The organism is Mucilaginibacter sp. A3364, from assembly GCF_059690715.1.
On the sequence record NZ_JCAWED010000001.1, the window covers coordinates 2,194,350 to 2,216,450 of the forward strand.

General features: G+C 44.5%; 18 protein-coding genes and 4 tRNA genes. 15 read left to right on the forward strand and 7 right to left on the reverse strand.

Annotated features, from left to right (window positions below; translation table 11 throughout):
* Positions 1-163 precede the first annotated feature (163 nt).
* The 4 genes from AC59JT_RS09770 to AC59JT_RS09785 all read left to right on the forward strand — a co-directional run bounded on the left by AC59JT_RS09770 (position 164) and on the right by AC59JT_RS09785 (position 5,070).
* On the forward strand, positions 164-1,651 hold the full coding sequence (locus AC59JT_RS09770) for a sodium:solute symporter (protein ID WP_497398228.1): 1,488 nt from the start codon (positions 164-166) through the stop codon (positions 1,649-1,651).
* A gap of 79 nt (positions 1,652-1,730) precedes the next feature.
* Positions 1,731-2,438, forward strand: coding sequence for an LOG family protein (locus tag AC59JT_RS09775; RefSeq protein ID WP_497398230.1), 708 nt, complete (start codon positions 1,731-1,733; stop codon positions 2,436-2,438).
* Between the two features lie 92 nt (positions 2,439-2,530).
* Positions 2,531-3,760: a TCR/Tet family MFS transporter gene (locus AC59JT_RS09780; RefSeq protein ID WP_497398232.1), complete on the forward strand. Its 1,230-nt coding sequence runs from the start codon at positions 2,531-2,533 to the stop codon at positions 3,758-3,760.
* Between the two features lie 59 nt (positions 3,761-3,819).
* The gene (locus tag AC59JT_RS09785) at positions 3,820-5,070 is read left to right on the forward strand and encodes a TCR/Tet family MFS transporter (RefSeq protein WP_497398234.1); all 1,251 of its coding nucleotides are present in this window, start codon (positions 3,820-3,822) and stop codon (positions 5,068-5,070) included.
* Here AC59JT_RS09785 and AC59JT_RS09790 read toward each other — a convergent pair.
* Both AC59JT_RS09790 and AC59JT_RS09795 read right to left on the reverse strand, forming a co-directional pair.
* Positions 5,044-5,640, reverse strand: coding sequence for a DUF502 domain-containing protein (locus tag AC59JT_RS09790; RefSeq protein WP_497398236.1), 597 nt, complete (start codon positions 5,638-5,640; stop codon positions 5,044-5,046). The two genes, AC59JT_RS09785 and AC59JT_RS09790, sit on opposite strands and share 27 nt — an antisense overlap.
* Positions 5,641-5,655: 15 nt before the next feature.
* Positions 5,656-8,121, reverse strand: a complete 2,466-nt coding sequence (locus tag AC59JT_RS09795) for a bifunctional UDP-N-acetylmuramoyl-tripeptide:D-alanyl-D-alanine ligase/alanine racemase (protein ID WP_497398238.1) — start codon at positions 8,119-8,121, stop codon at positions 5,656-5,658.
* A gap of 58 nt (positions 8,122-8,179) precedes the next feature.
* On the opposite strand from AC59JT_RS09795, the gene AC59JT_RS09800 reads away from it, so the two are divergent.
* The 3 genes from AC59JT_RS09800 to AC59JT_RS09810 all read left to right on the forward strand — a co-directional run bounded on the left by AC59JT_RS09800 (position 8,180) and on the right by AC59JT_RS09810 (position 9,011).
* Entirely contained in the window at positions 8,180-8,662 is a 483-nt protein-coding gene (locus AC59JT_RS09800; RefSeq protein WP_497398240.1) for a regulatory protein RecX, read from the forward strand.
* A gap of 123 nt (positions 8,663-8,785) precedes the next feature.
* Positions 8,786-8,858: transfer RNA gene (locus AC59JT_RS09805), tRNA-Gly, on the forward strand.
* A 68-nt stretch (positions 8,859-8,926) separates the two neighbouring features.
* Positions 8,927-9,011: transfer RNA gene (locus AC59JT_RS09810), tRNA-Leu, on the forward strand.
* A 133-nt stretch (positions 9,012-9,144) separates the two neighbouring features.
* Here AC59JT_RS09810 and AC59JT_RS09815 read toward each other — a convergent pair.
* Positions 9,145-10,038: a helix-turn-helix domain-containing protein gene (locus AC59JT_RS09815; RefSeq protein ID WP_497398242.1), complete on the reverse strand. Its 894-nt coding sequence runs from the start codon at positions 10,036-10,038 to the stop codon at positions 9,145-9,147.
* A 177-nt stretch (positions 10,039-10,215) separates the two neighbouring features.
* On the opposite strand from AC59JT_RS09815, the gene AC59JT_RS09820 reads away from it, so the two are divergent.
* The 8 genes from AC59JT_RS09820 to AC59JT_RS09855 all read left to right on the forward strand — a co-directional run bounded on the left by AC59JT_RS09820 (position 10,216) and on the right by AC59JT_RS09855 (position 14,852).
* Positions 10,216-11,034, forward strand: coding sequence for an aldo/keto reductase (locus AC59JT_RS09820; RefSeq protein WP_497398244.1), 819 nt, complete (start codon positions 10,216-10,218; stop codon positions 11,032-11,034).
* 8 nt (positions 11,035-11,042) lie between these two features.
* Positions 11,043-11,471 (forward strand): cupin domain-containing protein, encoded by a 429-nt coding sequence (locus tag AC59JT_RS09825; RefSeq protein ID WP_497398246.1) that lies wholly within the window; start codon positions 11,043-11,045, stop codon positions 11,469-11,471.
* Between the two features lie 22 nt (positions 11,472-11,493).
* Positions 11,494-11,961 (forward strand): nuclear transport factor 2 family protein, encoded by a 468-nt coding sequence (locus AC59JT_RS09830; RefSeq protein WP_497398248.1) that lies wholly within the window; start codon positions 11,494-11,496, stop codon positions 11,959-11,961.
* 1 nt (position 11,962) lies between these two features.
* Positions 11,963-12,766 (forward strand): SMP-30/gluconolactonase/LRE family protein, encoded by an 804-nt coding sequence (locus AC59JT_RS09835; RefSeq protein ID WP_497398250.1) that lies wholly within the window; start codon positions 11,963-11,965, stop codon positions 12,764-12,766.
* Between the two features lie 6 nt (positions 12,767-12,772).
* Positions 12,773-13,903 carry a PQQ-dependent sugar dehydrogenase gene (locus AC59JT_RS09840; protein ID WP_497398252.1) on the forward strand — a complete coding sequence of 377 codons (1,131 nt, stop codon included), beginning with the start codon at positions 12,773-12,775 and terminating at the stop codon, positions 13,901-13,903.
* A gap of 1 nt (position 13,904) precedes the next feature.
* The gene (locus tag AC59JT_RS09845; protein WP_497398254.1) at positions 13,905-14,294 is read left to right on the forward strand and encodes a c-type cytochrome; all 390 of its coding nucleotides are present in this window, start codon (positions 13,905-13,907) and stop codon (positions 14,292-14,294) included.
* 332 nt (positions 14,295-14,626) lie between these two features.
* Positions 14,627-14,699 (forward strand) — tRNA-Gly (locus tag AC59JT_RS09850).
* A 68-nt stretch (positions 14,700-14,767) separates the two neighbouring features.
* Positions 14,768-14,852: transfer RNA gene (locus tag AC59JT_RS09855), tRNA-Leu, on the forward strand.
* Between the two features lie 118 nt (positions 14,853-14,970).
* On the opposite strand, the gene AC59JT_RS09860 is transcribed toward AC59JT_RS09855, so the two are convergent.
* The 4 genes from AC59JT_RS09860 to AC59JT_RS09875 form a co-directional block, all read right to left on the reverse strand.
* Positions 14,971-15,897: a zinc metalloprotease gene (locus AC59JT_RS09860; RefSeq protein WP_497398256.1), complete on the reverse strand. Its 927-nt coding sequence runs from the start codon at positions 15,895-15,897 to the stop codon at positions 14,971-14,973.
* A gap of 169 nt (positions 15,898-16,066) precedes the next feature.
* Entirely contained in the window at positions 16,067-17,851 is a 1,785-nt protein-coding gene (locus AC59JT_RS09865; protein ID WP_497398258.1) for a sugar-binding protein, read from the reverse strand.
* Positions 17,852-17,983: 132 nt separating this feature from the next.
* Positions 17,984-18,787: a response regulator transcription factor gene (locus AC59JT_RS09870; RefSeq protein ID WP_497398260.1), complete on the reverse strand. Its 804-nt coding sequence runs from the start codon at positions 18,785-18,787 to the stop codon at positions 17,984-17,986.
* Positions 18,772-21,906: a ligand-binding sensor domain-containing protein gene (locus tag AC59JT_RS09875; RefSeq protein WP_497398262.1), complete on the reverse strand. Its 3,135-nt coding sequence runs from the start codon at positions 21,904-21,906 to the stop codon at positions 18,772-18,774. Before AC59JT_RS09875 ends, AC59JT_RS09870 begins: the two co-directional genes overlap by 16 nt.
* Between the last annotated feature and the right edge of the window lie 195 nt (positions 21,907-22,101).

The following is a 22,101-nucleotide window of genomic DNA, read 5'->3' on the forward strand; positions in this document are numbered from 1 at the left end:
AATCGCTTAGGGTTGGCGGCAATAATAGCACGCCTCTCCCACGCGTCATTGCGAGGTACGAAGCAATCTCTACCAAGTACAGGCCAGGCAGGTTTGATTAGCAAGTGAAGAGATTGCTTCGTACCTCGCAATGACGATGTAGACCAATTAACATTATAAATATATGTCACCCGGAATATTACTCTCTTTTATTATAGGTTACTTTCTTGTCTTACTGATTATTTCGTGGCTGACATCACGCAATTCATCAGACAACGACACCTTCTTCGTAGCCAATCGAAACTCTAAATGGTATTTGGTAGCATTTGGAATGATAGGCACGGCACTGAGCGGTGTTACCTTCATATCCGTACCGGGTAAAGTTGGTGCGCCAAGCGGCGACCAATTTGCCTACTTCCAGTTTATATTGGGTAATGCGGCGGGGTTTATTGTTACAGCTACGGTTTTACTGCCTTTGTATTATCGCATGAAGCTTACCTCCATCTACAGCTATATAGAGCACGCTTTAGGCACCTGGAGCTATAAAACCGCTGCCGGAATATTTTTGGTGAGCCGTACCATTGGCTCGGCGTTTAGGTTGTATTTAGTGGTGATCGTGTTACAGCATTTTATATTTGACAGTTATGGAGTGCCATTCGCGATTACCGTGTTGATATGTTTGTTATTGATATGGGCCTACACCTATAAAGGCGGCCTAAAAACCATCATCATTACCGATAGCTTACAAACCTTATTCCTGGTATCATCGGTTTTCCTGTCGATATATTTTATCTGCGACGCGTTGAACTACAGTATATTTGAAGCTGCCGAAGCGGTTAAAAATAGCAGCTACTCTAAAATATTTTTCTTTGATGATTTCATGACCAGCAGGTTTCATATCACCAAACAGTTCATCGGCGGTATGTTCATAACCATCGGCATGACGGGCTTAGACCAGGACCTGATGCAGAAAAACCTGAGCTTAAAAAACATCCGCGAAGCGCAAAAAAACATGTTCAGCTTTATAGCGGTATTTGTGGTGATCAATATATTCTTCCTGTGTGTTGGCGCGCTGCTGTACATGTATGCCACCAAAAACGGTATCGCTGTTGAAAAAACAGATTACCTGTACCCTACCATCGCCTTACAACATTTAGGTTTGGTACCGGCCGTAGTTTTTATGTTGGGACTAACCGCGGCTACCTTCGCTACTACAGATTCGGCCTTAACCGCACTAACCACATCTTTCTGCGTCGACTTCCTAAACTTCAACAAAGGCAAGGACGTGAACAGCCCTAAAATGGTACGCACACGCCATTTGGTGCATATCGCTTTTTCGGGGTTGATGTTTTTAACGATCATCATTTTCAATTCCATTAATGATAAAGCGGTGGTAACGGCCATATTCGCGGTAGCATCCTACACTTACGGGCCTTTACTAGGCTTATACGCTTTCGGCTTGTTTATGAGTGGCCGACAGGTGCGCGATAAGCTGGTGCCTTTCATCTGCCTGGTATCGCCGGCAGTATGTTATTATTTAAGCAACAACTCATTGGAGGTATTAGGCTATAAATTTGATAACGAACTGATACTTGTAAACGGCCTGATAACGTTTATAGGGTTGCTAATAACTTCAACAAAGAAAACCGAACAAACCGCAAGCATCGCGTAAGCAAACACAACAACATTTTTATTGTATAATATAACGACTAAGGATTCTTGACTAAAGACTCCCGACTAACAAGAAAGACATGACCGGCGAAGAAAAAATAAGAAACGCTTTTGAAAACAAAAACTGGCAGGAAATTAAGGTAACCGACTCCTGGCAGATATTTAAAATAATGGCCGAATTTGTTGACGGCTTTGAGAAACTGGCCAAAATAGGCCCCTGCGTATCCATCTTCGGATCGGCACGTACCAAGAACGAGAACATTTACTACAAACTGGCCGAAGATACCGCCCGCCTGCTTACAGAGCGCGGCTACGGCGTAATATCAGGCGGCGGTCCGGGTATTATGGAGGCCGCCAATAAAGGCGCCTACGAAGCAGGTGGTAAATCAGTGGGACTAAATATCGAGTTGCCGTTTGAGCAATTTCACAACCGGTATATTGATCGTGATAAAGTGTTGGAGTTTGATTACTTTTTCATTCGCAAGGTAATGTTTATGAAATACTCGCAGGGCTTTATTGTGCTGCCGGGTGGGTTCGGTACGCTGGATGAATCTTTTGAGGCGATAACTTTGATTCAAACCGGTAAAATTGCCCGCTTCCCTATTGTGTTTGTTGGTAAAGAATATTGGGGAGGCTTGTTTGATTGGATCACCGAAAAAATGCTGGAGCAGGAGCATAACATCCACCCGGATGACATGAATTTATTCCGCGTGGTTGATACGGCCGAAGAAGCTACCGAGCACATTTTCCGTTTCTACGACAAGTATGTGCTGAAACCGAACTTTTAATCAGCACATTCTACATACAAAAGCGGCTTGTTTATACATGCCGCTTTTTTTGTTTAGGGCGAACGATAAACTATCATTACTTTTGCGCCCTTATGGACAAATCTGGCAAGACAAAAAAACAGGCTGCTTTAAGCTTCATTTTCATTACGTTATTGATAGATGTTACCGGCCTGGGTATCATTATCCCGGTAATGCCCAAACTGATAGAGAACCTTATACACGGTGGTTTGGCAGATGCTTCGCGCTACGCGGGTTTGCTGGCCCTAACCTACGCCGTAATGCAATTTTTGTTTGCCCCTGTGTTGGGCAACCTTAGCGATAAATATGGTCGCCGACCGGTACTACTGGGCTCGTTGCTGGGCTTCGGTATTGATTATTTGTTTTTGGCGTTTGCGCCAAGTATAACCTGGTTGTTTTTAGGCAGAGCAATTGCCGGTATGTTCGGCGCCAGCTTTACCACAGCTTCTGCTTATATAGCCGACGTAAGCACACCTGAAAAACGTGCGCAAAACTTCGGGATGATTGGCGTGGCCTTTGGCGTAGGCTTCATAATAGGCCCTGTAGTCGGTGGCTTGTTAGGTAAATTCAGCACACACCTACCCTTCATAGCTGCGGCCGTTTTAGCGTTGCTGAATGCTTTATACGGTTACTTTGTACTGCCTGAGTCGTTAGATGCTGCACACCGCCGCGAGTTTGACTGGAAGCGAGCTAACCCGCTTGGCTCATTAAAACAATTAAATAAATACCCTGCTGTATTGGGGCTTGCTTTATGTATATTCCTCTACTCGTTGGCCGGTCAGTCTGTACAAAACGTATGGACGTTTTACACTATTGGTAAATTTGGCTGGAACGAGGCCTGGGTAGGTTATTCGTTAGGCTTTGTAGGTTTAATGGTTGCCGGTGTGCAAGGCGGTTTGATACGCGTTGCCATACCCAAACTGGGCCAACACCGCGCCATTTGGATAGGCTTATTGATTTCTACCTTGGGCTTAATATTATTCGCGTTTGCAAGCGAAGGATGGATGATGTTTGCCTTTATTATCCCATACGCTTTAGGCGGTATAGCCGGCCCGGCGCTGCAAGGAACCATGACGCAAGCCGTACCTGCCAACGAGCAGGGCGAATTACAGGGCGGGCTAACCAGTTTAATGAGTCTGAGCTCGGTATTTGGCCCCTGGGTAATGACGTATTTGTATTATCACTTTACCAGGCCGGGTGCAGCCGTTCATTTCCCAGGCGCTCCTTTTATTTTGGGCGCGGCCTTAATGATATTTGCCACACTATTGGCAGTACGCAGCTTTAAAAAACACTCCTCTATTTAATTCATATTAATTGTAATTATTTTTAAAACTTTTTACGACTCCTAAACCTTTCAGTAAACATGGATAATCCGCCTGAAAAAAAGCGTTCTGCCGCGCTTGGGTTTATATTTATAACAATATTTATTGATGTGCTGGGTATAGGCATTATCCTGCCTGTATTTCCTAAATTATTGGAAACTTTAGGGCATATAGATATCAGCAAAGCCACCGAATACAGCGGCTATCTTACCTTTACTTACGCCTTAATGCAGTTTGTATTTTCGCCGGTATTAGGTAACCTGAGCGATAGATATGGCCGCCGGCCCATCCTGCTGGGTTCCATGATAGGTTTTGGTATTGATTATATGTTTATGGCCTTTGCCCCTACCATTTGGTGGTTGTTTTTAGGGCGAACCATAGCCGGTATTGCGGGCGCCAGCACTACCACCGCCACCGCCTACATTGCCGACATAAGCACAGGCGATAAACGCGCCGCCAACTTTGGTTTAGTGGGTGCGGCATCGGGTCTTGGCTTTATTTTGGGTATTGGTATGGGCGGTTACCTGGGCGAGATCAGCATTAAATTCCCATTTATTGCTGCCGCGAGTTTTGCTTTGCTGAACGCGCTTTACGGTTTCTTCGTACTCCCCGAATCATTGGCTAAACAGAACCGCCGCAGGTTTGAGTGGAAAAAGGCCAACCCCATAAGTTCATTAAAAGGCTTGATGCGTTACCCTGCTTTAAGCGGATTGATTGGCGCGTTTACCTTAGTTTACATCGCCCAAAAAGCGGTAGAATACACGTTGTCATTCTTCCTGATCGAAAAGTTCGACTGGTCGTTAAGCAGTATTAGTAGCCTGGGGATATTTATAGGTGTGCTGCTGGTAGCCATACAAGCGGGGCTGATCAGGATAACAATTCCGCGTTTTGGGCAGGAGAAAAATATCGTGTTTGGCTTACTGTTTTATACCATTGGCTTAACGCTCTTGGCTTTCGTAAACCGTGGCTGGCTAATGTATGTGTTTATGATCCCGTATTGTTTGGGTGGGATATCCGGTCCGGCGTTACAGGGGTTGATAACAGGCAAGGTTTCCCCACGCGAACAGGGTGAACTACAAGGCGCTTTAACCAGCTTAAATAGCGCTACTATTATTGTCGGTCCACTGATTATGAGTTTAATATTCTCCTACTTCACGCACAAACAAGCTTTGGTTTACTTTCCGGGTGCACCGTTTATTTTAGGAGCTATTTTAATGCTGATCAGTACTTTTTTAGCAGTGCGAAGTTTTAAGAATGCGCCTAAATCAGTCGAGGCCACTCACACCACCTGATATCACGAATTTCATCATATCGGCAGAATTGCGGTCGCATGGTTTTATTTTGTCTGACGGAACGATAACAACCTGCCCGGCGAAAGAATATGATAAAGGGAAGTATACAGCAACTTCTCCCGGTAATCCCAGTTTAGCCAGGTCTTTTTGCACTATAAAGCCAACCTTTTTCAAGCCGAACTCATTTACCTGCACAATTACAGCTTCGTTAAATTTCTTCTCGTCGCCCACAAAGGCTTCGGTGAGGTCTTTTATTGAGGAGTATAGGAAATTGAAGAAAGGCAGGCGGTTTATCCAGCGTAGGAACCAGCGTTTGATCGGATCGGTAATAACATTGGTTACCAGCACGCCGGCAATCAAAATCACTACAATTACGTTCAAAATACCCAATCCGGGTATGTACATGGGCTTTCCGGTTTTGCTATCCACCCAAAGGGCCTCGCTCAAATTAAGCGCGTTATCCAGGCTGGCCACTGCCCAAAATATTAAAAACGCCGCGGCACCCAAAGGCACCACCACGATCAGTCCTTTGAAAAAGTAATTTAAAAGCGCGCGTGCTATCCTCTTCATATCAGCAAAAAATTATTACTCGTAAAAATACACCCTTTTTACCCTTTGCGAGATATTTGTTAAAATTTCATACGGTATGGTGCCTATCTGCGCGGCCAGTTCTTCAATACGGTGTTCGTGGTTGAAAACTATGACCTCATCGCCGGTTTTTACATCAACCCCGGTAACATCTATCATACACATATCCATAGATACATTGCCGATGGTTGGCACTACTACCCCGTTCACCATCATTTTACCAACGCCGTTACCAAAGGCACGCAGGTAGCCATCAGCGTATCCAATGCGTACCGTAGCTATCTTGCCATCATCCACCATCACGCCCTTACGACCATAACCCACAGTATCACCGGCAGGTATCTTTTTAACCTGCGATACACTGGTTTTTAAACTGGTAATAGGTTGCAGGGCACTATCGCTGGCAGGCACGGCGGCATCAATGCCGTACAGGCCTATACCTAAACGAACCATATCATACTGCGCTACATCCCAACGACTTATGCCTGAAGTATTAGACAAATGCTTTATAATACTATAACCCAGTACCTCTTCTATTTTCTTATAGGCTTCCTCAAATCGGCGCTGTTGTTCGCGGGTGAAATCGTCGTGTTCGGCAGCCTCGCTGGCAGCCAGGTGCGAAAAGGCAGATACAATACGGATGTACTTATTTTCTTCCAGCAGATCGCATAGCATATCAATCTCGTAAGGCTCAAAACCCAGGCGGTGCATGCCGCTATCAATTTTAATGTGCACCGGATAACTTGCTATATCGTTGATCTGCGCGTAGCGGATAAACTCATCATACAGATCAAAACTGAATAATACCGGTTCCAGCTTATACAGGGTTATCTTTTCAAAAGCAGACTCCTCGGCATTTAAAACCACAATAGGCAGTTTAATACCGGCCTGGCGTAGCGAAACACCCTCATCAGCATAAGCCACAGCCAAATAATCAACCTTATTATATTGCAGCATATTAGCCAACTCAAAGGTACCACTGCCATAGCTGAATGCCTTTACCATGGCCATGAGTTTAACGCCGGGTTTTAGTTTTGACCGATAGTAGTTCAGGTTGTTTAGCATGGCGTTGAGATTGATCTCCATTACCGTTTCATGGTTCTTTTGCGCCAGCGCACGGCTTATCCGCTCAAACTCAAAACTGCGCGAACCTTTGATCAATATAGTTTCGCCCCTGAAGTTGAGTAATAATAAGTTATTCAGCAACTCCGTTGTATCTGTGTAAAAATAAGCCTCAGCCAGATCGAAATAAGCCTTCCTGGCTGCAATAGCTTCTCCCACACCAATAAACTTGTCTATTTTTTTACTGCGGATAAGATCAGCCACCTGTTTATACAACACATCGTCATTTAAACCCGACTGGTAGATGTCAGACAATATCAAAGTCCGTTTTTGATGCTGATTTTGCTGATTCAGGAAGTTAAGCGCTATCTCGAGCGATTGGATATCCGAGTTATACGAATCATCAATAATAGAACAATTGTTGATGCCGGTTTTCAACTCCAAACGCATGCTTACCTGCGTAAGGCGCTCAATACGGTCGTCAACTTCGCTAGCATCGTAGCCCATGGCCAGCATGGTGGCCCAGCAGGTTATCACATTCTCTATAGACGCCTGATCCAGGAAAGGCACCAAACACTCTATTTCCCTGCCCTGGTAATTCGCACGCAGATAGTAGTTGCGTTTTATAGCCGTTTCGCTGAAAACATACAAGTCGGCTTGCTCAAAATTGCGGCTCCAGGTAAATGTTTTTTGTGCGGGGATGCTATTTTTATAACTAAGCAGTTGATCGTAATTGTGGATCAGGAGTTCGCAATGTTTAAATAGTTTCAGCTTTTCCATCACCTTTTCTTCGGTGCTGGCAAAGCCTTCGTTATGCGCGGTACCCAGGTAGGTAAACACTCCGATAGATGGCTTAATAATGGCTTCTAAGCGTTCCATTTCGCCCGGCAAGGAAATCCCGGCCTCGAATATCCCCAGGTCATGGCTCTCGTCAATCTGCCAAACCGAAAGCGGTACCCCAATTTGCGAGTTATAGCTTTTAGGATTGCGCACAATAGTTTTATTGGACGACATGAGTTGATACAGCCATTCCTTCACAATGGTTTTGCCATTGCTGCCCGTTACACCTATGACCTGCAGATTAAACTGATCGCGATGATGGGTAGCCAAAGTTTGCAGGGCTGTCAACACGTCCACCACGACAAGGAAACTGGCCTCGGGAAGCTTAAGCTCAGGACCTTGCCTTACCACAAAATTTCGCACCCCGGCAGCGTAAGCTTCGGCAATAAACTCGTGGCCGTTGCGCCTGCCGCTTAAGGCAAAGAACAAACCGCCCGCAACTGTGGTAATACGGCGGCTATCGGTAAGCAAAATGCTGATGTTATCATCATTAACAATCTCGCCTTCGGCATTAATAATTTGCTTTACTTCTGAAATGGAATAGTGCTTATTGAATATCACAGTACTAAATTGAGTATATTTCTGTAGATAGAAGAATTTTTAACGATTTTTGACTTTAATGGACGAACCTAAAAAGCAAAAAATTACCGATGAGAAACAAGCCCTGGCCAAGGCCCAACACTATTGCGCCTATCAGGAACGTTCGCAACAGGAAGTGCGCGACAAATTGTACGAGTGGGGCTTATATAGCAACGTGGTTGAGCAAACTATATCGTACTTAATAAGTGATGGCTTTTTGAATGAGGAACGCTTCGCCAAAACTTACGCCCAAAGCAAGTTTAGGCAGAAAGCCTGGGGTAAGATCAAAATAAAACAGGGACTTAAACTAAAAAAAGTGCCCGATGTTTTGATAAAAAAAGCGCTGCTCGCCATTGACGGCGATGATTATTATGCCACCTTGCAACGCATTATCGAAAAAAAGACTGCCCTATCTACCGAAAGAGATGCCTTTAAACGCCGTTACAAGGTGCAGCAGTATGCTTTAAGTCGCGGTTTTGAAAATGATTTAATTTTAGATGTTTTGAAAGCCAGCGACTTGTAAAAAACATTACAAAAAAGTAAAAATAACATTTGCACAATATTAATTTCTCCCTATATTTGCACTCCCGCAAACGAGATAGGCACACAGCTAAAAACGAAGGCAGGAAAATATAAAAACACCAACGCGAAAGTAGCTCAGTTGGTAGAGCACGACCTTGCCAAGGTCGGGGTCGCGAGTTCGAATCTCGTCTTTCGCTCAAATCCCTTCCGCAAAGAAGGGATTTATTGTTAAAAGACCATCCCGATTAAAATCGGGACAAGCTCTGCTCAGATGGTGGAACTGGTAGACACGCAGGACTTAAAATCCTGTTCCCGTTAAAGGAGTGCGGGTTCGATTCCCGCTCTGAGTACAAACGCTCGCAAGTTGCTAAACACTTGCGAGCGTTTTTTATTTAAATTCGTATAGACTTTTTCGCCAGAACTCGTATCAGATTTTTAAATGGCGACCAGTTCACGGCGTAAAGTCCCCCCCCCGCATCCTGATCAATTCATTGAACGATATTCTAACGGCGTTCGCCCCACTTGTTTTTTAAATAACCTGGCGAAATGTTGCGGATATTTGAAACCAAGGTCAGCCGCGATCTGACTGATACTTTTGGTGCTATCGAACAATTGCTCTTTGGCGATATCGATCAACTTGAACTGGATATACTCCTGTGCTGTCTTACCCGTTTCTTTTTTGATCAGGTCGCCGAAATAATTGGGGGAAAGATTTAATTGCTCGGCGCACCAGGCTACGCCCGGCAAGCCTATGATTTGCGGCTTGTCTGTGATAAAATACCCGTTTAGCAACTCTTCGAAACGTTCAACCACCCCACGCGTAACATGATCGCGGGTCAGGAATTGCCGCTCATAAAAACGAACGCTATAATCCAGAAATAGTTCAATATTAGAAACGATGAGCCTTTTACTGTGCTTGTCAACACCTCTGTCTAGTTCATAATCTATTTTCGCGAAGCAGTCCAGCACGATCTGCCTTTCCTTTTCAGAAAGGTGTAAGGCCTCGCTGAACTGGTAACCAAAATAACTGAAATCACTCGTGCGCTTGCCCAGCCCTGTACCGTGAATCAGGTCGGGATGAAAAGCTAACACATGGCCTTTGGGTTGATAGATCTCAGGGTTGTTGATACCTGCCACTTGGCCCGGTCCCATGAAAACCAAAGTTCCTTCCTGGTAATCGTATGTTGTGCGCCCATACATAAGGTCGCCGCACTTCACATCTTTTAAAAATACAATGTAAAATCCAAAATACATTTTTGAACCAGACCTTGGATCGGCTTTAGATAAATCGACCACACTCACCAAAGGGTGCCGGGTTTCATTGTTATTAAAAGCATTGTATTCACTGATCGTTTCAAATCTCCTGATCTCGTCCATAGCAGTATTTATTTTCTTCGAATTTACGTGATTATCAACCGTATCGGTAATCCTGCCATCCAAATCAGTAATAATGGTTCAAAGTCCAGTAATCTGTATCCTATTTACAGCGCTAAAAGGCCTGACTTTTGTATCGCTATGAATATGAAAACATTAAAGTTAAACAACGGAATAGAAATGCCCATCCTTGGGTTCGGTGTGTTTCAGGTGACAGACATGGCAGAATGTGAGCGGAGTGTGCTTGATGCCATTGAAACCGGCTATCGGCTCATAGATACAGCAGAATCTTACGGTAACGAAGAAGCGGTAGGTAAAGCGATCAGAAAAAGCGGCGTAGCACGTGAAGATTTGTTTATCACCACCAAACTCTTCATTAAATCAAATGGGTATGCAGACGCTAAAACGTCCTTCGAAAAATCCCTCAAGAAACTTCAGCTCGACTACCTGGATCTTTATTTGATCCACCAGCCATTCGGTGATGTTTACGGGGAATGGCGGGCAATGGAAGAATTGTATAAAGAAGGCAAAATACGCGCCATCGGTGTCAGCAATTTTCAGCCTGACAGGTTGATCGATCTTATCATCCATAACGAGGTCGTTCCGGCAGTGAACCAGGTAGAAACGCATCCATTTCATCAGCAACATGAGGCCCAACAGTTCATGATCGACAATAATGTGCAGATCGAATCCTGGGGACCGTTCGTCGAAGGGAAGAACGATATTTTTAAAAATGAATTGCTGAAAAGCATCGGCGAAAAGTATAACAAGTCTATCGCTCAGGTTATCCTGCGCTGGCTCACACAGCGTGGCATTGTGGCGATACCCAAATCGGTTAACAAATCACGTATGGCCGAGAACCTGGATAGCCTGGATTTTGAACTAACCAATGAAGAAATGGAACTGATCAAAACGCTTGACAGCGCCACCAGCGCCTTTTTTGACCACCGGGATCCCGCCATCGTGAAGTGGCTGGGTGAACGAAAATTGAATAACTAATAGCTATTATGAAAAAAGCTTATGTTACAATGCTCTTTCTTTTTGTTGCCGTGCAATATGGCAGGGCACAAACAGCATCCAATGGCGGATTTTTCACCGGCTCTGCTACCGTGGAAAGATTTGAGACGCCTGCGAGCCTCAATTGCGGAGCGGCTAAGGTTACTTTTCAGCCCGGTGCCCGTACCATCTGGCATTCGCATGCAGGTGGCCAGTTCATCGTGGTAACTTCAGGCACGGCCTGGTACCAGGAAAAAGGAAAGTCCAAGCAGATCGTCCGTCAGGGCGAAGCTGTTGTATGCCCGCCAAATGTGATGCACTGGCATGGTGCTTCGCCTGACGGCCCCATGTCGCATACCGTAGCAACACCCAATTTAGATAAAGGCGGCGCTACAATGGGTGCGCCAGTAACAGAACAGGAATATAAAGCAACAAACTAAACGATTAAATATGAAAACAACTATGCTCACACTCCTGCTAGCGGTTACTTTGGTTACAGCAAGTTTGGCACAAACCACAGATGTCAAACCCGTTACAACCAAAGCGGAGCAGGAACTACTTGACCTATCCAAAGCTAAATGGGGCTGGATGGCCGATAAAAAAGTAGACACCCTGGCAAACTTCTTTATAGATAAAGCCACGTTCGTCCATATGGGCGGCACCTGGGGTAAAACCCAGGAATTGAATACCATTAAAGGTGGCTTCATCTGGTACAAAAAAGCCGAGGTTTATTCGGCCACGGTAAATCTATTTGGTAACACGGCTATCCTTTTCAACGACATTGATCTGGTAGCGGTGGTTGGCGGCAGAGAAGTGATCAACCCGTTTATGGTGACCGAGGTTTACCTAAAAGAAAATGGTAAATGGCGCATGGGCTCGCTTACCTTCTCACATCTCTCACGTCCTGTTAAACTAAAACCTCAAAATTAATATGAAAAAGTTACTACTATCGGCAATACTGCTGACCACTTCTCCAATGCTGTTCGCTCAGCATACCCTGGAAAAGATCTGGGAATCGGATACGGTTTCCATCAAGAGCCCTGAATCTGTCTTGTTTGATGCAGGGACAAGATCGCTTTACGTTTCGAGTATGGGCTCAGGCACTGTGGCGCAGCTCAGTCTTGATGGAAAAGTCATCAGAGGCAATTGGGCTACCGGCCTGCGTAGCAACATGGGTTCTGCCATTTACAATGGTACATTTTATACCAAAGAAGGCTCTGGCATCGCGCTGATCGATATGAAAAACGGAACCGTCATTAAACGCATTCCAATTGAAGGCGCGATGTCTTTGAATGATCTTGCCGTAGACGACAAAGGGATAGTTTATGTAAGCGATACGCGTGCGGGCAAAGTTTATAGAATTGAAGGAGATGAAGTAAGTCTGTATGCCGAGAATTTACCTGGCGCAAATGGATTGCTGCCTTTGGGCCCTGATCTGTACGTAGTAGCCGCAGCCAGCATCCACAAAGTGAATGCTAACAAAGAGGTCACTAAAATAGCTGACGGCTTTGAGAACGGCCTTGATGGGATAGTTAAGGTTGCCGATAACGAATATGTGATCAGCAACTATCGTGGCATGTTGTATTACCTGAAAGCTGATGGAACGAACCAAGTTTTGCTGGATACCCGCGACAAACGTATCATGGCTAACGACATTAGCTACGATCCTAAAACCAAAACAGTATACGTGCCGTCTTTTAGCACCCATCGCATTATCGCTTATCAACTTAAATAAAACATTATGAAAGCCATTAACCTACTTCCGATAGCCGCTATCATAAGCGGCGCCGTGTTCCTTGGTAATACAACATACAAAACAAATAAAGCGGTACCTGCCGTTACCAAAGCAAGTGCAGACCTGCCACTTGATCAGATCAAAATGCCTGCTGGTTTCTCTATCAGTGTTTATGCTGAAGTGCCGGGCGCACGATCGATGGTCATGTCGCCTAATGGTACGCTATTCGTGGGTACGCAGCGATCAGGAAAAGTGTACGCGGTGAAAGATAACAAACGCTGGGAGATCGCTTCCGGTATGAACAATCCAAATGGCGTGGCTTTGAAAAATGGCAATTTATATGTTGCCGAGATCAGCAAGGTCACTCGCTTTAATGACATTGAAAAAAATCTGGAAACACCAGGCAAAGGCGAAGTGATCAACGACAAATTCCCGACCGAATGGCCGCACGGCTGGAAGTATATCGCTTTTGGGCCCGACGGCAAACTTTATGTGCCGGTTGGCGCGCCGTTCAATATAGGTATGCCTGATGAAAGACATGCCCGGATATTCCGCATGAATGATGATGGTACGGGACTTGAAACATTTGCCACCGGCATCCGCAACTCCGTGGGTTTTACCTGGCACCCAAAAACAAAAGAGATGTGGTTTACGGATAATGGCCGTGATCAAATGGGTGATGATGTGCCGTTTTGTGAACTAAATACTGCCCCCAAAGCAGGGATGAATTTTGGTTATCCTTACTTCCATAGTGGCACCATTAAAGACCCTCAATTTGGCGGCGAGCACCAGGCTTCCGAATTTACGGCACCGGCTCAAAACCTTGGGCCTCATGTAGCACCACTTGGGTTGAAATTCTACACCGGCAGCATGTTCCCTGACGAATACAAAGAGCAATTATTTATTGCTGAACACGGCTCATGGAATCGTAGCAAGAAGATCGGTTACCGGGTTAGCCTGGTAAAAATGAAAGATGGCAAAGCGGCGGGCTATGAAACCTTTGCCAGCGGCTGGCTGGATGACGCGACTCAAAAAGCATGGGGACGCCCGGTAGATGTTTTGTTATTGGCCGACGGTTCCATGTTGATATCAGATGACGTAGCTGGTGTGATCTATCGTATTACCTATAAAAAATAGGATGCGCAACACACTACTACTGATGTTGGTCTTCCTTTTGCCAGTGATGGTAAAAGCGCAGCAATTAAGCGGCAAGACGATCTACACACAACGTTGCCAGACCTGTCACCAGGTGGATGGCGCAGGCGCTCAAAATATAATCCCACCACTTATCAAAACAGAACAAGTGTTGGGCAGCAAAGCAAAGTTGATCAACATAGTGCTAAATGGGATGGATGGAGAGATCCAGGTCAATGGAGATCTGTATGCCGGTGAAATGCCTGCGCATAGTGACCTGAAGGATGCGGAGATCGCCGCTGTGCTGACCTATGTGCGAAATAGCTTTGGTAATAAAGCCAGTGCGGTAACAACGGCCGAGGTAAGAAAGGTCCGCACCGAAAAGAAGAAATAATCAAGATTTTGATTGGATAATCTTCCCGTCGCCTATAACATTTCATGCGATTAGATGCCCTAAAAGCTTGATATCCTCTAAAAAGTAATTCGAAAGTTGTAACGTTTGGTGTACAAAAATTCAAATCGAACTAAAGCCTGGTACAAATGCCGGGCTTTTTTGTTTCGGTTCGACTCTGGCGCTGGGTACAAAACATCTCAACATAACATTACCTGTTTCTTTGCCTCATCTTAAAAATATCATTTGCAGAATATCAATTTCTGTCTATATTTGCACTCCCGCGATTGAGCAGATGGCTTGTGTGGATGCGAAGTGGGAAAATCAACACCAACGCGAAAGTAGCTCAGTTGGTAGAGCACGACCTTGCCAAGGTCGGGGTCGCGAGTTCGAATCTCGTCTTTCGCTCAAATCTTCTTCTTTAAAAGGAGATTTATTTTTAAAAGACCATCCCGATTAAAATCGGGACAAGCTCTGCTCAGATGGTGGAACTGGTAGACACGCAGGACTTAAAATCCTGTTCCCGTTAAAGGAGTGCGGGTTCGATTCCCGCTCTGAGTACAAAAGCCCCAAGCCTGGGGCTTTTTTATTTTACAAGCTTTATAAATCGCGATCAATAACGTGATAAGGTAAAAGACGCTGACGGTTATTTGTTGCTTTCCGGTGCACCATAATCATACTAACGCTTATTATTCTTATACAAGGCCTCTCTCGCTCCGCCATTTGCAAACAATGCTCTCATTCGCTCCTTCTGCCCCCTTGTAAACATATACATATTCTCATCGGCCACATAATCCATAAAATTCATGGTCATGGGGCTTGGCCCGCAATCTACTGATAGTTGAAGGCCTGTTTTAGTATATACACCACCATTAAAACAAGTAGCTATAGTTTGCCCGGCCAAAACGGTGGCGTTAGGCTGACAGCCTGGCGGCGTGTCGTCTACCTCGTCAGACGGCTGGGCGTAGATATGGTATAAATTTAGCCAATGCCCTATTTCATGTGTTGCCGTGCGTCCTAGTGTTTGGCGGTGATTCAATGGAGCTATCGTCCCAAAACACCTTGGATCAATAACTACCCCGTCAGCACCAGCTGGAGCGCCGGGTAATTGTGCGTAACCTGCTAATATTACAAACCCATTGCCGTCGCTCAAATCGGCCACCCATATGTTAAGGTACTTATCGCGGGGCCAGGCATCATGCCCGCCTTTATTGGTATGATAAAGCGGTAGTTTTTCTAAAGTATCATTTTGTGCAGTTACCCTACCGTGCCAACCCAGCAAATTACTGCGAGTACGGGTAATGCCGTTGGTGGGATTGCCGTTAGGATCAATAGAGGCCAGCTCAAATTCAATACCTACATCTGCCGCCAGGTCTTTATATACAGCCGGTACTTTAACATTATCGGCATTAAGCATTCTGAAATCTTCATTCAAAACCCGCATCTGAGATCGGATCTTTTCATCGCTGACATTAAGCTGATCGTTTGAATAAATTACATGAACAACTACCGGTATCTTGATGATATCATCCTGTTGAGATGGATTTCCAGGTTCTGGAGATGATGATTTGTTTCCCTTTTTACACGAAACAATGATTAATAACAAAAGAAAAACTACTATAAACTTCGCGGATCGATCGGGAGTGACTATCATTATACTAATTGGTTGTAAACATGATACGTACCTATCTAAGTAAATGCTACATAAAGCCGAATACAAAAAAAGGGCCACCCCATACACAGAGCAACCCTTATATAAACACATTTATGAAAGGCTATTTTATGGTCAAAGTCATCCAGGCGTTTGGTTTTAGTTCGGGGCATGAATCAATAGTTTCTTTTTGAGCCGCAAAGCTGCCGCCGGTGTTATCGGTAAGGCCCAGGTTAAATCCTATGACAGCGTTGGTAGCCGGCTTACCGCCCAACACAATCCATGGGATAGCAATTTCTTGCGTATACCCTTTGCTTGCTGTGCTGACGAAGGTTTTAACAGTAGCAGCATCGCGGGTTAACCAGTTGCCGTTGTTGCCTTCTTTAACCACCACCTTATTGTTGGCACTTACAAAAACTTTGAATACCCCTGCACCGGGCTGGCTGTAGGTTTGGGTTTTGGCGCTTACTAAAACTGTTATGCCATCACCCTCTTCTGTATTGCTTGCATTATTAACAGAAGCATCCATAACGTTAGTTAATACGTAAAGATTGTCGTTATCATAAGTGATATTGGCTTTTGCATTCGTCAGGCTTTTATGGCCTACAAAAACAGGGAAAGTGGCAGCCCAGGCGCTTTCATCAGTTTTGCCATCGATAGTTATTTTTTGGCTTACGGCATTAAGTTGGGGGATTACGTAGCCTTTTATCATCCAAACCTCGGTAGCATTACTGGCAAAACCATTGGTTGATGTTAGGGCAATTACCACATCATCTTCAATAACATTTACGCTATTCCACAAGCCCGATTTATTGCCGGGGATATTAAAGGGTACGCTTTTGCGATTGAATGACCGCGCCTCGTCTGTGCCAATTACAATTTTTTGTTCGGCATAATCCAACTTTGTCGTGCTTGCAACAGTGCGGTCATCGGTACCCTGGTAGGATAAAACTGTTTCGCCGGTTGATAGTTGCCTGATGTAAGGTGCACCGGCATGTATGTCATTGGCGAGGTTCTCTGTTAAAGCAAAACTGCGTTTATCGCTGCTGGCGGAAACTGTTGTCGCCCAATTATCGGTTAACGAGTTGCGTATGATAGTTGGTTTAAACTCGCCTCCTGCATTATCCTCTATAGCAAAAACAATGTCTTTACCATTTTTTAGCAGTAAAGGTGACGGCATACCATCACGAAAAGCTGCCCTGAAACTCGCGATCTGTGGCGCCGACCAGCTTAGTCCATTATCAGTGGAACGTACAACCGAGATATTTTGCTCGTTGGATGATTTGTATACACCTTCGTCAGCAAAGAATAGTTGTATCTCACCGCTTGGTAATTGTACGGCAGCGGGTTCCCAGCAACCGTTATTAAAGGTGTAATCGGCTTCATATACTAATCTACCGTCAGTCCAGGTAAGGCCGTTGTCATAACTTTTTTTGGTGCGTATGCCGAAGTTTCGTCCCGGGGCAATGTTAAAAGGGCGCGGGTTATACATACAGAGTATCGATCCATCTTTTAGTTGCAAAATATCAGGCACCGCCATGTTTACATCGCTAGTTTTGGCATCAACAATTATAGGCGCCGACCAGGTTGCACCTTTATCTGTACTTTTTACTACAACTACTGATCCGCCTGCTTCGTAAGTACAAATTAATGACTTATCCGCCAGTTGAATTAAACGTGAATAACCATTATAGCCTGTTGCCTGCGATATTTTTTTCATGGTACTGTAATCCCATGCTATGCGGATACCACCTGTATAATTTTGATTGGCTGTTTGTTTTTCGGGTTCTTCGGTAACAGGGGTAACAGGTTGCTCGGTATTTTTAGGGGTGGATTTTTTACAGAAGCAAAATGAACTAAAGCAGGCAAACACCAGTAAGGTATTGGCAAGTATTTTTCTCGTTTTCATAGGAATAATATCGGCCACATGGCGACCAACGTTTATAATGGTTATATTGGTTATTGTTGATCCAAATGTAACCCGTAGCCCGGTTGACCTAATCCAACTTTCGTTTCATTCTTTCCAAAAATTGTCTCAAAATCACTTTTTCAATATATATTCGGATGGTAGCATACCAAACTGTTTTAAAAAGCTACGGCCAAAATAGGTTTGCGAGCTATAGCCCACCACATCAGATATCTCGTACATTTTCAGTTCGCCTTCGCTAAGCAACTCGGCGGCTTTTTTTAACCTGGCCAGGTTTATCAGTTCGTTGGGCGACATGTCTGATATGGCCTTGATCTTACGGTATAAAGTAGGGCGGCTCATGTTCATCATACTTGCCAGGTCTTCCACCTCAAGATCTTTATTATGCAGATTTTTCAGGATATGATCATTTAACTTATCCAGGAACAGTTCATCCTGCCTGGAGTGCGCTATGGTTTTGATGTGTACCAATGGCGTACGGGCAAAATATTGCTTAAGCTTACTTCGGTTTTTTAACAAACTCTCTACCTGTGCCTGCAAAAATTCTGATGAAAAAGGTTTTTCAATATAGGCATCGGCACCTAATTCCAGGCCGGTAATTTTTGATTGCAAGGTATCTTTGGCAGTTAACAACACAATGGGAATATGCCCAAACTCGAAGCTTGATTTTAATGTTTGGCAAAGTTCAAAGCCATCAATACCATCCATCATTACATCGCTGATGATGAGATTAACTATTTGTTCTTGCAGGATACCTAAACCACGTTCGGCACTTAATGCGGTTAAAACCGTGTATTTGTCGTTAAAATCATCAACCAGCAAATCCAGTATTTCTTCGCTGTCATCAATAACCAATATGGTTGCCCGCTCCAACAATTCATTACTGTTCTCTGAGGTCATCGTCATCGTTTTTTCCATTTGCCTTCCAGGTTAAATTCAAATAAATGGTGTACCGGCAGTTTTAAAACAAAAGTGTTAAAGCCATCCTTCGGTTCGGCAATTGTCAAACTGCCGCCATGCAATTCGGTAAGTGCAAGGGCTATTGCTAAACCAATGCCCGTGCCCGGTGTATGTACATCTTCGGCCCGCCTAAAAAACGGCTCGAACACTCTTTTACGTTGTTCTGCCGAAAGAGGTTTATTATCGCTGCTCACGGCTATCTCAAATTTGTCTTCTGCCTCGTTTACTGCACTAAGCTTTAATACCACCTCGCTTTTGGCATACTTGATACCGTTATCCAACAGATTGCTTATTATTTTGGTGAAAGCTTCGGTATCCACATATGCTAATTGAATTGCTTTCTTTGGTAACACTATCTGGTATTTAAGGTTTTTATGCTCGGCAGCGGGATGAAAATTACCCCATATCTCCCGCAATAGGGCTGCCACATTAACCTTCACAAAGTTTAATGAGAAGCCCTGCGTTTCGGTACTTCTAAAATCAAGTAACTGGTTGGTGAGCGATAGTAAACGTTGCGTGTTCCGGTCCATGGTTTGCAGGCTTTTTTCAATATCCGGCAGTTCGGCAGCGCGTTTAATTACTTTATCCATCGGTGCCCTTATCAGGGTGAGCGGAGTACGTATTTCGTGCGCGACATTGGTGAAAAAATCAATTTTTGCCTGGTATATCTCCTTTTCCTTTTCGGCCTCAAATTTTTCGCGACTACGTTGATGCTGTAGCTCCAGCTTCCTTTTGTAGCTTCTGCTGATAATTACTACACAGGATACGATCAAAACAGAATAGCATAAATATGCCCATGAGCTTTTCCAAAACGGGGGCACAATTTGTATAGCCAGGCTGGTTTCGCCGGTTGTCCAATCCAGGCTGCTGTTTGATGCTTTAACTTTAAACACGTAATCGCCCGGTGGAAGTTCAGTAAAAAATGCCCGTCTGTTCTTTTTGATATAGGTCCATTGCTGATCCAGCCCCTCCATTTTGTAGGCGTACTCTATTGATCCGGGAGAAGTATAACTCAGCGCAGAAAAATCAAGACTGATGGTAGAACTACGATAATCTAACGTAATGCTATTGGTAGAAATGATTGACCGGGTAAGCGCCGATCCTTTTTGATAAACATTCAATTCCTTGTTATGAACCTGGAAACCAGTTATATATACCGGTGGTACAAAAGTATCTCGCGTAAATTTAGAGGGATCAAAACTGATCATTCCTTTTACCGAACCAAAAAAGAATTTTCCATCGGGGGCTTTGTAGGCCGAATTGTAATTGAATTGGTCGGTAAGCAGCCCATTGGATTTATCGAAGACCTTTACTTTTTCGGTACGCATATTAAATGCGGCCAAACCTCTTGAAGAGCTTATCCAAAGCTGGCCCTGGTTGTCTTCCAACAAACTGTAAAGCATATCGCTTGGCAAGCCGGTTTTGCTGTTATAATGTTTGATCAATTTACCCCACCGGTCGCATTTAAACAACCCGGATTCTGTAGTGATCCAGATCAGGTGATCGGTGCTTTCTATAACGCCGGTAACCCTGCTGCCAACTATGCCTTTAAGACCCGGAAGAGGCAGCGTTTTACCTGTTTTAAAATTAAAACAATACATACCATCGCGATACGTACCGGCCCAGATATCTCCCCGGCTGTCTTCAGTTAAAGCGGTATAAAAAGCCCGCGACGGTATCGGCATTACCTCAAACTCGTCTTTAGGCCGGTTATACTTATACAAACCTGCCGCCGTTGCTACAAGCACGCTTTGGTTAGCGGTTTTATACATGCAATAAATGAAGTTGTTTTTTAACTTGCCAGGTTCCACGCCGCCACTGTAATGACGTACTACCTTTTCGGTACGCAGGTCCATAATATCAAGCCCGTGTTCAAACGTGCCTATCCATAGTTCGTTGCCTACAGCAAGTAATCCGTGTATGTTGGAGTTGGCCAGGTTTGAGCGCCCATCCAACGGGTGATAATTCACAAACTTCCCGGTGCGTTTATCCAGTTTATTTAAGCCGGCATCTTCGGTGCCTATCCACAGGTCGCCCTTATAATCTGTACATATTTCGCGCACCGCGTTGCCGCTGATGGAGTTTTCGCCAATTTTGGGAAAGGTTTTTTCAAAGTTGGTATGCTGCGCGGGGAAGTAATTAACCCCACCAAAATAAGTCCCCGCCCATATGCGCCCTTCATGGTCTTTGCAAAGGGTGTAAACCGCATTATCCGAAAGCGAGTATGGGTCGTTGTAACGTTTCCTTAGATTGATAAACTTATTGGTCTGCTCGTTATAAATAAATAAACCCGTCTCGGTAGCTACCCAGATTTCGTTAGCAGAGAGCCGCACAAAATCACGCGCAAACACTTCAACGCCGGCATTTTGGCGATTAATAACATCGGTGTATTTGCAAAGTTTAGTGTCGAAAATTTTAACCCCTCTGCCCGAAGTACCGATATACATTTTGCCCGGTGTATCATGATATAATTTATCTATCCAACCCTGGTCGGCAACTTTAAATGATGTGAAGCTCTCCGTAACCGGCTCATATTTTTGAAGCAAGCCACGATAATGGCCCACCCAAACATCGCCATCGGCCATACATAGCGTGGTGGCATCAAACTGATCTGGATAAACGACAAGTTTTTTTTGGGAAGTGAACTTATACAGGTCACCACCTTGTACAAACCACAGGTCATTTTTTTTGTCTTTTAATATAGATTGAATTGGCCCGAGCCCCTGAGTTGGTAAACGATAGAATTTCTCGGTATCATGATTATAACGGTATAGCCCCTGCTCTGTACCAACCCATAAACCTGCTGAATCCTGGTATAAGGATGAAATAGAGTTATTGCCGATGCTATAAGGGTTACCCTGCTCCTTGCGGAAAATTTTGAAATTATACCCGTCAAAACGGTTAAGCCCATCCTTGGTACCAAACCACACAAAGCCTTTTTTATCAACCAAACTACAAACCACGGTGTTGTTTGACAGCCCGTTTTCAACCTGGTAATGGGTAAAATAGTACGGCTGGGCCACGGCCAAACGGCACAGGCAGCACAATAACATGGCTGTTAAATGTAGGTATCTCACAAAATCAGGTTAAACTGGAGGTTTATTAAAGTTAAGCTAAAAGTGAAGCATTTTAATCGTATTAACTAACCTTTTGCCCAAGGATTTAAAAATTGAGACGCAATTTATAATTATTGAAACAAAAGTTAGATAGGCCCAAAGCCACTGCCCTTCATCTTTGAAAGGTGCTGAAAACCGGCGTCCTGCCGCCCAGCA